10 protein-coding genes and 4 tRNA genes are annotated in these 12,336 nt (G+C 42.4%); 10 read left to right on the top strand and 4 right to left on the bottom strand.

The window, feature by feature from the left end; all coding sequences use genetic code 11:
• Positions 1 to 65 precede the first annotated feature (65 nt).
• The 4 genes from M917_RS07785 to M917_RS07770 all read right to left on the bottom strand — a co-directional run bounded on the left by M917_RS07785 (position 66) and on the right by M917_RS07770 (position 4,974).
• Positions 66 to 416, bottom strand: coding sequence for a hypothetical protein (locus M917_RS07785; protein WP_021814254.1), 351 nt, complete (start codon positions 414 to 416; stop codon positions 66 to 68).
• A gap of 163 nt (positions 417 to 579) precedes the next feature.
• On the bottom strand, positions 580 to 1,083 hold the full coding sequence (locus tag M917_RS07780; RefSeq protein WP_227500828.1) for a hypothetical protein: 504 nt from the start codon (positions 1,081 to 1,083) through the stop codon (positions 580 to 582).
• A 317-nt stretch (positions 1,084 to 1,400) separates the two neighbouring features.
• Complete coding sequence (gene polA / locus M917_RS07775) at positions 1,401 to 4,379, bottom strand: DNA polymerase I (protein ID WP_200861750.1); 2,979 nt, start codon at positions 4,377 to 4,379, stop codon at positions 1,401 to 1,403.
• A gap of 181 nt (positions 4,380 to 4,560) precedes the next feature.
• The gene (locus tag M917_RS07770) at positions 4,561 to 4,974 is read right to left on the bottom strand and encodes an organic hydroperoxide resistance protein (RefSeq protein WP_021814251.1); all 414 of its coding nucleotides are present in this window, start codon (positions 4,972 to 4,974) and stop codon (positions 4,561 to 4,563) included.
• Between the two features lie 295 nt (positions 4,975 to 5,269).
• Between M917_RS07770 and M917_RS07765 the strand changes: the two genes are divergently transcribed.
• The 10 genes from M917_RS07765 to M917_RS07715 all read left to right on the top strand — a co-directional run.
• On the top strand, positions 5,270 to 6,193 hold the full coding sequence (locus tag M917_RS07765) for a hypothetical protein (protein ID WP_021814250.1): 924 nt from the start codon (positions 5,270 to 5,272) through the stop codon (positions 6,191 to 6,193).
• A gap of 159 nt (positions 6,194 to 6,352) precedes the next feature.
• Complete coding sequence (locus M917_RS07760; RefSeq protein WP_040642369.1) at positions 6,353 to 7,948, top strand: peptide chain release factor 3; 1,596 nt, start codon at positions 6,353 to 6,355, stop codon at positions 7,946 to 7,948.
• A gap of 370 nt (positions 7,949 to 8,318) precedes the next feature.
• On the top strand, positions 8,319 to 9,173 hold the full coding sequence (locus M917_RS07755; RefSeq protein ID WP_021814248.1) for a DUF3298 and DUF4163 domain-containing protein: 855 nt from the start codon (positions 8,319 to 8,321) through the stop codon (positions 9,171 to 9,173).
• A gap of 121 nt (positions 9,174 to 9,294) precedes the next feature.
• A complete protein-coding gene (locus M917_RS07750) occupies positions 9,295 to 10,269 on the top strand; it encodes an FHA domain-containing protein (protein ID WP_021814247.1) in 975 nt (324 codons plus the stop codon).
• A 329-nt stretch (positions 10,270 to 10,598) separates the two neighbouring features.
• Positions 10,599 to 10,674: transfer RNA gene (locus M917_RS07740), tRNA-Thr, on the top strand.
• 67 nt (positions 10,675 to 10,741) lie between these two features.
• Positions 10,742 to 10,825: transfer RNA gene (locus tag M917_RS07735), tRNA-Tyr, on the top strand.
• 83 nt (positions 10,826 to 10,908) lie between these two features.
• Positions 10,909 to 10,982 (top strand) — tRNA-Gly (locus tag M917_RS07730).
• A 106-nt stretch (positions 10,983 to 11,088) separates the two neighbouring features.
• Positions 11,089 to 11,163: transfer RNA gene (locus tag M917_RS07725), tRNA-Thr, on the top strand.
• Between the two features lie 321 nt (positions 11,164 to 11,484).
• Positions 11,485 to 11,694: a DUF6122 family protein gene (locus M917_RS14415; protein WP_021814246.1), complete on the top strand. Its 210-nt coding sequence runs from the start codon at positions 11,485 to 11,487 to the stop codon at positions 11,692 to 11,694.
• Positions 11,695 to 11,967: 273 nt separating this feature from the next.
• Positions 11,968 to 12,336: GTP-binding protein (locus M917_RS07715; RefSeq protein WP_040642290.1), on the top strand; the 369-nt coding region annotated here is incomplete at its 3' end.

Below are 12,336 nucleotides of genomic sequence, written 5' to 3'. Positions count from 1 at the left end.
TTCTCTCGCAATAAAAAAGCACGCTCGATATAACGGGCGTGCTTCTTTGTTGTAAGAGAGCTTGGTTAAAAATCATCATCGTTACTACGTTCTGCCGCTTCTCTGTCTGCAATATCCAAAATATCGGGATAATTACTGTCATCGAGGTTGTCTTGCACCAGTACTTCATCGACCCGCGATTCATCAATATTTTGGCGATGCATAGGCGTCAAGCCTTGAGTCGCATCTGTACCGACTTCTGAGTTATCAAATCCTGCGCTATTATCAATCACATCGTTATTATCAATGGTATGTAACATAGGATTGTCTAAATCGAGTAACTGGTTGTCTTGGTTCTCGATGCTGTCATCACTGCTACGACTGTTGCTATCGATATGATCCATCTCTTCTGGTAATGGGGTTTTTGAATTGTCCATAATGGTTTCCTTATTATTATGTATAAAGATTATTGATTTTATTTATCAAGGCTAGTGTGACGCGTTATGATTGCTACTAATAGTGATAAGGTGTCACAGCATGTTCAAACAATGTAATAGCAATATAGCTATTCATTAAATCATGATTATTATTATGGTGGTTTTAATGAGTGGAGTGGCTACATTCATAATTTAGTTCATGCAACAAATAGGATTCACAATCGCTCAGATTAAATCGCCATAAATACACCAAGGCAATACCATAAACAGCAGTTTCTACCAGCTCTTCGACGATGACGCCGAGCGCCTCTGGAAAAACAATCACGTTCTCACCCATATACTGCAATAAGGCCAATGCAGCCACAGTCAAATATAGAGACACAGGTACTTTGTTTAATACTGCCCACAGGTAATGTCGAGAATAAGCCAACAAGCCAACAATCAGTAAGTAAACAACCGTCAGAACAGCGTCTTCCCACCAGTCATATGAATGGCTGAGCAACATAAAATCACTGGGAACAAAAAGATCGGGTAGGTAGTTCAATTCTCGGCGTATCACAGTAAAAAACACCAGTACAGCTGCTAACCAAAAGGCACGCACGTGTTTGGTGGGGTTTTGAAGTGAATACTGCCCGCAACGGAGCAGACAGGCGAACAAAATCAGCATGCTGGGGATTTCTGTGATTCCCTCTGAAATCAGAATGAGAAACTCCTCGTTTTTGCAAAACAAAAAAGTGAGCGCTAAGGCTCACTGTAGATCGATACTATCTAACCACGTACAGCCCAACCACACACAGTTTAATAATCGGCTATTATAACGCCAATTTTACTATGATGTGTTTAGTTAATTTATCTAACCGGTCACAAGTGATTGTTAATATGGGCAATACAGTTTAAAAATGGGCAGATTTGTTTTATCTTTATACTCTATGAGAAGTTAAAATAATCCGCCCAATTTACATCTATATCAATTTAGGTCAGCAATCAATGCGCCTCATCCCAGTTTTGGCCACTATCAGTCTCAACCAATAACGGCACAGCAAAATCTACTTGCCAGCCTTTTTGGGCAGCCGTCGTGGTCAAAACATCTTGCATCGCATCGGTAATCAGTTGGCTTATTTCATCCACTTTATCGGCGTCTACTTCAAATACCAATTCGTCATGCACTTGCAAGAGCATTTTTGCCTGATCTTTCGGCAATACTTTGTCGACGGCAATCATGGCAAGTTTGATCAGATCAGCGGCTGAGCCTTGTAGCGGTGCGTTAATCGCCGCGCGTTCAGCACCTTGTTTAACCATGCGGTTGCTGTGATTGATATCGGGGGTGTAGAGCTTGCGACCCAATATTGTCTCGACATAGCCTTGCTCATAGGCACTAGCACGCGTATTAATCATATAGTTTTTGACGCCGGGATAACGCTCAAAGTACATATCGATATAGTCTTGCGCTTCACTGCGGCTCATTTGCAATTGCTTGGCAAGTCCAAAGGCACTCATACCGTACAGTAGTCCAAAGTTAATGGCTTTAGCATTACGTCGCTCGGTCGAAGTTACGTCTGCAACATCCTTACCAAGTACTTCAGCGGCAGTCGCAGCGTGAATATCTAACCCTTCATTAAAGGCATGCGTTAAGTTCTTATCGCCTGAAAAATGCGCCATCAAACGCAATTCAATTTGTGAGTAATCCGCGGCTAAAATCACGCGACCTTCTGGCGCGATGAAGGCTTGGCGAATCAAGCGACCCGTGGCGGTACGAATCGGAATGTTCTGCAAGTTAGGGTCAGTGGAGGACAGTCGGCCAGTGCTGGTTAGTGCTTGATGATAGCTGGTATGAACGCGATCGGTCTCGCTATCTGCAACATTATCGAGCGCATCAGTATAAGTGCTTTTTAACTTAGAGAGGCCGCGATATTCAAGGGTGATATCGACCAGCGGATGGTCAATCTTTGATAAGACCGCTTCGCCCGTTGAGTATTGACCTGACTTGGTTTTTTTGCCACCAGCGACGCCGAGCTTCTCAAACAGCATCTCACCAAGCTGCTTCGGTGAGCCTAGGTTAAATTCTTCGCCAGCGACTTCATAAGCGCGTTTTTCTAGGGCGATGATTTCTTCATCAAAGCGCTTTGACAGCTCATTTAAAAATGGGCGTTTGATAAGAATACCGTGCGCTTCCATTTGACAAAGTATCTCTGCCGTTGGAATCTCAAGCTCATGCAGCAGTTTGGCATTATTGGTATCGTTAGCCAGCTCGACACTGAACACCTCAAACAATTGATAGGTGATATCGGCATCTTCGCAAGCATAGTCGCTGGCAATATCGATGGCAACTTGATCAAAGGTGACTTGCTTTGCGCCTTTACCCGCAACATCTTCAAAGCTGATGGTTTGTGTTTGTAGGTAATGCCGTGCCAAATCATCCATGCCGTGACGAGTGACAGCCGCGTTAATCACATAGCTGGCAAGCATGGTATCCATCGCCCAGTTGTTCGGACGCTCATGGAGCGCGCCGATTAGGTCAATGTCATAATGTTTGAGAATGTGGGCATCGTATTTTAGGTGCTGACCAATCTTGCCGATATTGGGGTTTTCTAAAAGTGGTTTTAAGCGAGCCAATACTGTGTCGCGGTCGAGTTGCTTGACGGTCAGCTCATCACCTTCTAAGCTATGCGTGAGCGGTATATAGTAAGCTTCGTGTGCTTGAACGGCAAATGACAAACCGACAATCTGTGCCTCGCGCCAATGGACGCTGGTGGTTTCGGTATCGATGACGAAATGCGGAGCCGCCTCCAATACTTTGATTAAACTGTCAAACGCTGGCTCATCTAAAACCGTGTGCCATGCTTTGTCATGGCTTTTACTGTCTTTGGTGTCTGTGATTTTGGTCGACTGTAAGTATTTCGCCACTTGTGCTTGTGACTCAGCATCGGCTTGGCTATCAGCGACACTTTGTGATCCATTTGCTGGATGATTCGGGTGGTCGAGTGATGCCAGCTCATTTCTAAATTCAAGCTCAGTATATAGCTCGCGCAATTCATCAATATGAGCACACGGGTCGGTATTGATTTTTAAATCATTCCAGTCTTGACCGATTTCCAAATCCGTGACGATAGTGGCGAGCTTTGCATTAAACGGAATATCGTCTGCATGCTCAATCAAGCCTTTTGCCCCGCGACCTTTGATAAAGCCAATGTGCTTGATCATATTGTCGATAGTGCCATATTCAACAAGCAAGTCTTTTGCGGTTTTTTTACCGATACCTGGCACGCCTTTGATACCGTCAGAGGTATCACCCATTAAGGTTAAGAAGTCGATCATCTGATTTGGATTGATGCCGAATTTGTCGATCACTGCTTGGGTGTCTGTTATTTTACCCGTAAAGCTGTCTTCCAATATGACGCAGTCGTTGACCAGCTGCATCATGTCTTTATCGCCTGTGGAAATGACCACGTGATGGCCTTGTTCAACCGCACGGTGCGCAAGGGTGCCGATGATGTCATCGGCTTCCGCTCCCTCAATACGCAATAGCGGAATACCTAAGGCGGTCACCAAACGATGAATGTAAGGAATCTGCTCTACCAGCTCGATATCAATGGGTGGACGAGCTGCCTTATAGTCCGCAGACATATGATGTCGAAACGTCGGTGACTTGGTATCAAAGCAAACGGCCATGTGGGTCGGATGATAGCGACGCATCAGCTTTAATAATGCGTTCAAGGTGCCACGAATCGCATTGGTGATTAATCCCTGCGAATTTTGCATGGTTTTGGGCAAAGCGTGATAAGTGCGAAACAGATAATAGGAGCCATCAACCAAGATAAAAGGGGGTTGGTCTTTGTCCACATGACTGGTGTCCATGGTGGCTACATTGGGCATAGTATCAAAGTTGGGTAAAGCTTGAGGGTCAATTGCTTGATGAGAGTTATGGTTGCTGTCGCTCAGGTTGTCTGTGATGGCGTCGGTCATATTATCGGTCATAAAAGTCACTTATCAGCTATTAGATAAAAATATACGCTTATTATAACGATAAAACCCGTGCGTGCCGAACTGCTTAAAAGTTAAGAGATGTTCTATACTGAATCAGACATAAAAAAAGAACCCAGCGCTGGCTGGATTCTTTTATGCTGAAGTAATTATTAGTGTTGTATTATTTTACTTCTGAAGTCACTTCGACATCGATATTGCCACGCGTGGCTTTTGAATACGGGCAAACTTGATGCGCTTTTTCGACCAATTGTTGAAATTCATCAGCAGACAACTCTGTATTTTCACCAACCACGTGAATTTTGGCAGCTAGCTTATAATCATGCCCTTCGCTTTGCAATAAATCGACTTCTATTGACGTTGTTGAGTCAAATTTAGCTTTTTCCATCTGTTTGACTACACCAAGTGCGCCATCAAAGCAAGCGCTGTAGCCCATTGCAAACAGCTGTTCTGGATTATTACCTTCTTTACCAGAACCAGGTGATACCATATTGATGCTAAGATCATTATCATTCAAGCTAACTGAACCTGTACGGCCACCAGTAACAGTGGCTTTAGTAGAGTATAGTGTTTTCATAAAATATCCTTTAGTTATTTTGAGTTTTTATAGTTGAGCGGTCCATCTAATGTGGCACTTAGCATAACAAACTACCGCATTTGCTATATAGGCCAGTAGTAATTATATACTATGAATGTGTAAGTAATGTGTTCAGAATTATGTTTATAAATGAGTATTTGCCCTTAGGTTTAGGTATTAACCATAAGTGTATTAAGGTAAACTAACCAAACAAAGGCTCATATTAATAGTGGCTGATACTACAATCATCAGAATAGATGACAACAGATGCTAATAACCATAAGGACAGTGTTCGATGAATAGATTGATTGTGATACCAAGTGTATTTTCTTTGGTGGCTTTTGCGCTGGTGGGTTGCGGCGAAGAGGATGGTTCTTATGGTTCTGGCAATAGTAATAATATTACGCTGACCAGCTTTGACAAAAGCTTTGACAGTCGAGCCAACGACAGTGCGATTGCGCGTATCGATGAGACGTATCGTAAAGGTGAACACGAAATCACCATTAAAAATATCGTCAATAATTATAGCAATCAGAGTTTGAATACCTTGGACAAAATAGTATTGGCGAATAATTTTGAAGGCCAGCTTGAAAACAAAAACATCGAAGTCAATGGCCGCACGGTCAAACGTCCTATCTATGAAAAAAACAGCAATAATAAACTAAACTACGAAACCACTTATAAAACGCTCAACCTGTCAGGACTGCGGGCGAACAGTTATGAGGCTGGCACCACTATAGACAACAGTCGAGGCATACTCACAGCTTTAAATAAGTATCCTAACATTCCAGCCAATGCTGAATTCCCAATAGGCTCTGTCTGTTATATTCCAGTCGTCACAAGCGAGCGCTCATTTATAGCATTCAACGAAAAAGACAAAACAGGAAATGAGTCACTTGAGAGATGGATTGCAGCGGCCGAAAATCGTTTCACTGATAATAGAGACTATAGAACATCTCGACTTGGGTTTGGCATTGGAAACAGCCAAAAAGCGGCGCAAGTGACGTTTTTTGAGTACATGAATCAGCCAGCTTATCAATACAATGGCGTCGAATATACCAATGGTAGTAGCATTACCAATGCCGTTTATGAAGCCAGTTATGTTGCCAACGGTACTACGGACCCAAATACCAACAGTCTTCGAGGTGTGGTGGATTGTACGATAGTCAATGAGGTGGCAGGAGACTTCTTAACGGAGCAAATACAACGCTATTATTAACGTCATACAGCGCACTAACACTCTCTAGTGGACGATTAGAGAGTGTTTTTTTATGCGCTAATTCTGCACCGTTACGCTAAATCCGCTACAATACGTCCATTATTTATCTTATTTATTTAGATTGACTTCTAAATGACACAACCGTTGAAGCCAAAAACTATGAGCGTAGATCCAAAAAAGTTAGCCAAAGAAGTGTCCAAACGCCGTACCTTTGCTATCATCTCGCATCCTGATGCGGGTAAAACCACCATGACCGAAAAATTACTGTTGTGGGGACAAGCCATTCAAGTAGTCGGTGAAGTCAAAGGCCGTAAGACCGATCGTCATGCCACCTCAGATTGGATGAGTATGGAACAAGAGCGTGGTATCTCGATTACCACGTCCGTTATGCAGTTTCCTTATCAAGACCATGTCGTCAACTTACTCGATACTCCCGGCCACGCCGATTTCAGTGAAGATACTTATCGTACTTTAACCGCCGTCGATAGCGCGCTGATGATGGTTGACGGGGCAAAGGGTGTCGAAGAACGCACCATCAAGTTGATGGAAGTTTGCCGCATGCGCGATACGCCCATTATCTCATTTGTTAACAAGCTTGACCGTCAGATTCGTGAGCCGCTTGAGTTGCTTAGTGAAATCGAAGCGGTATTAAAAATCAAATGTATCCCTGTGACTTGGCCTATTGGTATGGGACAAGACTTTATAGGTGTGTATCATCTGACCGAAAATAAGACTTACTTTTATCAAAAAGGTAATGGCGGTAAGATGACGGTCTCTGAGACTCGTGAAGGTTATGATTATCCTGACATCCGCGAGCGTCTAGGCACGCTGATGTTTGACGCTTTTGAGGAGTCACTTGAACTGGTGCAGATGGCATTAGAAGAGTTCAGCGTTGAGGCGTTTTTGGCCGGCGAGATGACACCAGTTTTGTTCGGTACGGCATTGGGTAACTTTGGTGTCAATATGGTACTTGATACATTAATTAAGTATGCGCCGCCGCCAAAAGCCCATCCGACGCAAGAGCGTGAAGTGTCAGCAACGGAGACAGATTTCACGGGTTTTGTCTTTAAGATTCAGGCCAATATGGATCCGCGTCACCGTGACCGTATTGCTTTTTTACGAGTATGCTCAGGTAAGTACGAAAAAGGCATGAAAATGAAGCATGTGCGTCTGGGTAAAGACGTCCGTATTGCGGATGCCCTGACCTTTCTCGCTGGTGACCGCGAAGCACTAGAAGAAGCCTATCCGGGTGATATTATCGGTCTACACAACCATGGCACGATCTCTATCGGTGACAGTTTCACCGAAGGTGAGGCGCTGAGCTTTACGGGTATTCCGCATTTTGCCCCTGAATTGTTTCGCCGTGTTGTTTTAAAAGATCCACTTAAATCGAAAGCACTACAAAAAGGTTTGCAGCAATTGAGTGAAGAGGGTGCAACGCAGGTATTTATGCCGCAGATTAATAACGATTTAATCTTGGGTGCGGTCGGTGTGCTACAGTTTGAAGTGGTGGCGCATCGTCTCAAAGAAGAATACAAAGTACAATGTATCTTTGAACCAGTCTCAATTGCCACAGTACGCTGGATTCACTGTGATGATGAAGTGGTGCTGGCTAAATTCAAGAAAAAAGCGCATGACCAATTATCGCTAGATGGCGGTGGTCACTTAACGTATCTTGCGCCATCGCGGGTGAACTTGCAGCTGATGCAAGACCGTTACCCAGAAGTGACTTTTAGCAGTACACGTGAGCATTAAAACCCAGTATTGCACGGTATATTAATAAAAAAGACACGCCAGCCGTGTCTTTTTTGTTGGCTATAATTTACGTCCTAAGTGTTATATATAGTGAGTTCAGTATAAAAATGAGTCAGCGGAACTGGAATGCTTATCTTTAAACGAGAAGTTTCGTAGCATCGAGACTGCGAAGGCACAGCAAGCAAGAAAAATTTATACCAGTTCTGCGTTGGCATGTATCTTTTTTATTTAGAATCGACCATATCAACCATACGAGACGGTGTTTTTAGTAGAGAATAGTCTCTTAAAAACACGAACAGTGTTCCTACAATACGTCGCAATGGTTACGGTAGAATATTAAATAACATTCTATTTTTTAAAAAGAGAATATATGGACGCGGCCAATCAATCTGATATCAATAAGCCATTAATGGCGACACATTTATCAATGAGAGGACGTCATATGCGCCTAATGAAGCTAGTAGCTAGCAGTCTGCTTGCATTTGCCGTCAGTATGACCGCAAATGCAAACAGTGTCATTAGTACCACCACTTATCTTGAGTATCAGTTGCCCGAGAACATACAAAGAGTGTGTACTGAGCGTGAAAACTGTCCAATGGTTGACGTTAAATATCTTAAAACCAATCATGATTGGATAAATAATATTATCAATACGCGTATCAATTACTTCGTCGTTAATAGCCAACCGACTGAATCAGCACCGATCAAGAAAAAAAACACTCAAGCAGATGTCAAATCTGCTATTGATAATTTTATTCATTCACAATTTATCGAGCAACCAGAAGACAGGCAATGGCCATATGAACTGATAGTAACACCCAACTATTTGGGTCATGTTAATGATTTTGAATTGTTTGAAATAGATTCTTATTCATATACAGGCGGTGCTCATGGTATGTCTTACAATGAGTATTTTATATTTGATCTCACTACTAAAACGCAAGTAAAACTCGATGATATGCTGATAGTAGGGCAAAAGCCTCGCTTTAAAGCGCTTGCTTATGATGCCTATAAAACGTGGGTCAAAACGGTTGACGATGACGTCAGCAGCTATGAGAAAAACTGGCCTTTTACCTTAAGTGATAATGTGACATTGACGGATAAAGGCATCAATATTCGTTATCAGCATTATTCTATTGGCCCTTATGCCTATGGCATGCCCATGCTTAGCATCCCTTATAGTAAGCTTGAAGGCGTTATAAAACCGCGTTTTATACCGAAATAGCTTAGACAGTTATGATATAACCTATGATGGCAAATATTAAAATAACCGTAAAATCCCTTAAAAATTGGCAATGACTGCCTAAAAGCATTTGAAATTTCATAGAAACTCAAGGAGTTACAGCATGATGAACCAGACAGATAGTGTGCGTACGACAGTAGAAACAGATACTTGGCAGCTTAACGCGTTAACAGAGGCGCTTGGCGACCTCACATTAACCGTTACTGAAAGTTTGTCTGTCGGTCGTGGCAGTGATAATGATGTGGTACTTGGAAGCAAGCAAGTATCGCGCAATCATGCAGTGCTCAGCCTATTGGATGGTCAGTTGTACGTGAAAGATTTAGACTCATCAAATGGTACGTTTATCAATGAGCAACGTATCGAGGGCAATAAGTCGAGTCTTTTACAAGTGAATGACACGCTTGGTTTTGCAAGTTTTAGCTTTCAGGTGAATGCGCCTGTTGATGCTACAGCGAGTGAGCCATTAGCGCCAATGATGACAGAGGATTCAGTGGTCGAGACTAATGTTGACGCTGAAACAGTCATGGCTAAATCGACGGTCGAAAAACATGCTATTGAAAAACATACTGTTGAAGAACCAAGTATTGAGGAAACCATCGTGAAAAAAACCGACATCGAAGAGCTGTTACCTACGACAGATAATACAGAGCCCGCCCTGAATACAGTGGCTACAAACCCAACCTCATTACAGACGCCGTCGTCAGAAATGAAGCATGAAGCTGTGATATCGACCGAGACTGCCCCGACACCCTCTGCTGATAGTGAGCCATTGGTGGAGGAGCCAGTAGTTGAGCCCGAACATGATAAGACGACAAAAACGGAACTACAAGAAGAAGCCGACCCTGATGTCTTACGTGCCAAGCAGGCCGCCACTTCGCAATTTTCGGGAACGGCCAATCTAGGTCAGTCTCGTGATCTTGGTACTGAAGGCAACAATGCGATGGATCAGGCAATCAGTAACCCAGCGAATGCAGGACAGGCAGAGAAAAAGCCCAGTGGCGGTTGGTTTATATGGGTATTCCTCGCCATTCTTATTATCGGATTGGCGCTATGGTTATTTAACATGGGCGGCGTGTAGTCAATATTTGCCTCTAGGTGCCGTGCTACAGTTAAGGCTCTATAAAATGAATACTATACTGCTAAGATGAGTTTTCACAGCCTCTGCCCGCATAAGGAGAGCAAGCATGAAAGCATTATCCTAGCAGTAAAAATGGCTTGGGCATTTGTTAAATATTGCACAAAGAAAAATGTGACCTATCATAAGCGCATAAACCATATTTGTTTCAGAAAAAATAGCAATATAATCAAGTGTTTAAAAATTTTCATTAAAATAATCATGAAAAAGGCAAAAAAGAGCTTGCGTCTCGCAAGATATTTGATAGAATAGCCACCACTTTGAGAGAACAAGCCGACTTAGCTCAGTTGGTAGAGCAACTGACTTGTAATCAGTAGGTCGCCAGTTCGATCCCGGCAGTCGGCACCATCTCTTTCAAAGTAGCTTTTTATGAATTTGTCTTAAACAAGAGTCATTTTTGTTAAAAGCAACCTAAGGTGGGATTGGGGAGCGGTCAAACCCAACAGACTGTAAATCTGTCGCGAAAGCTTCGAAGGTTCGAATCCTTCTCCCACCACCATATTTTCTAAGTTTGTCATAGCGCCAAGCATGCTCTATATACTTGATGACTCTCGATTAGAGTCTTTTTGAATAAGAGCAATTGCGGGTGTGGTATAATGGTAACACCTTAGCCTTCCAAGCTAATGACGCGGGTTCGATTCCCGCCACCCGCTCCATATATACACCATCGCGAAAATCATTAATAATACATCACGACAGTCAGTTTGTTATTGCTGTATCGTGATATTTTTTTTAGTGCAATCTATTGGTTGACTAGAATACGCTCATATAGCTCAGCGGTAGAGCACTCCCTTGGTAAGGGAGAGGTCTTGAGTTCAATTCTCAATATGAGCTCCATTTATTATTTAAGCTTTTTGTGTTTGTATTGCTATTTTTACACAACTCTGCATTGAAATTATAAAATATTGAAAATTATAAATATAAGTATAGTGTGGTAAGTAATGATTTGAAGGTGACACCAAGGTGTTGCCTTTTAGTGCTGTCAGCATATTAAGAAAACAGTGGTTTTGATACTTTCATATAAAAAGAGTTGAAACTGGTAGGCGAAGATGCAGACATTCATACATTATTTTTTGCACTTTGGCTTTCCTCTTGTGATCGCGTTAATATTTTTTTAAAAAAGAGTGGAAAAAAGCATATTTGATTCTGTTGGCGACCATGTTGGTGGATTTAGACCATTTAGTTGCAAACCCAATCTTTCAAGCAAATAGGTGTAGCATTAATTTTCATCCGCTACATACGTATTATGCGATGCTGGTGTATTTTGTTTTACTCTTTTTTCGTAAGCCTTTTAATATTATTGGCACTGGTTTGCTTTTTCATATGTTAACTGATTTTACAGATTGTTTGATGATGCCAGCCAGTTAATTCAGTAAGCTCTATATATTGAATTGATTGTAAGTAATGTTGTAATTGGTTGAACTCTGATTATCAAGATAATAGAGAAAATTGATTTCGTTTGAGAGATGTATGACTATTTAATCGAAGTCAGCGTATAATAACGGATACAAAAATTAGTTCGAAGCATTGTTTAAATAATGGTTCGTACGATTGATAGCTCTAGGTTTATAATGGTTTTAATTTATTATAAGTCATAAAAGAGCTTCTATTGATTATTCACCAAAAAAAGAGGAAATACCCATGGCAAAGGCCAAGTTTGAACGCAAAAAGCCACACGTCAACGTCGGCACCATCGGACACGTTGACCATGGTAAAACAACCCTTACCGCTGCAATCGCAACCGTAGCAGCAATCACCTCTGGTGGCGAAGCCAAAGACTACGCGTCTATTGACTCAGCTCCAGAAGAAAAAGCACGTGGCATCACCATCAACACCTCACACGTAGAATATGACACAGACGCACGTCATTATGCTCACGTAGATTGCCCAGGTCACGCCGATTATGTTAAAAACATGATCACTGGTGCCGCTCAAATGGACGGCGCAATCTTAGTCGTATCAGCCACTGACGGCCCAATGCCACAGACTCGTGAGCACATCCTGCTTTCA

Origin of the sequence: Psychrobacter aquaticus CMS 56 (genome assembly GCF_000471625.1) — a bacterium.
In the GTDB taxonomy this organism is placed as follows: Bacteria; Pseudomonadota; Gammaproteobacteria; order Pseudomonadales; family Moraxellaceae; genus Psychrobacter; species Psychrobacter aquaticus.
The sequence above is the reverse complement of the archived record's forward strand: the minus strand, read 5'-3'. Positions and strand labels throughout refer to the sequence as shown.

Bases quoted from the DNA above. Each gene is read 5' to 3' on its own strand.
- M917_RS07770 (WP_021814251.1), bottom strand. From the start codon at position 4,974: ATGAAAACACTATACTCTACTAAAGCCACTGTTACTGGTGGCCGTACA.
- M917_RS07755 (WP_021814248.1), top strand. From the start codon at position 8,319: ATGGACGCGGCCAATCAATCTGATATCAATAAGCCATTAATGGCGACA.
- M917_RS07750 (WP_021814247.1), top strand. From the start codon at position 9,295: ATGATGAACCAGACAGATAGTGTGCGTACGACAGTAGAAACAGATACT.
- M917_RS14415 (WP_021814246.1), top strand. From the start codon at position 11,485: ATGTTGGTGGATTTAGACCATTTAGTTGCAAACCCAATCTTTCAAGCA.
- M917_RS07765 (WP_021814250.1), top strand. From the start codon at position 5,270: ATGAATAGATTGATTGTGATACCAAGTGTATTTTCTTTGGTGGCTTTT.
- M917_RS07785 (WP_021814254.1), bottom strand. From the start codon at position 416: ATGGACAATTCAAAAACCCCATTACCAGAAGAGATGGATCATATCGAT.
- M917_RS07780 (WP_227500828.1), bottom strand. From the start codon at position 1,083: ATGCTGATTTTGTTCGCCTGTCTGCTCCGTTGCGGGCAGTATTCACTT.
- M917_RS07760 (WP_040642369.1), top strand. From the start codon at position 6,353: ATGAGCGTAGATCCAAAAAAGTTAGCCAAAGAAGTGTCCAAACGCCGT.
- polA (WP_200861750.1), bottom strand. From the start codon at position 4,379: ATGACCGACGCCATCACAGACAACCTGAGCGACAGCAACCATAACTCT.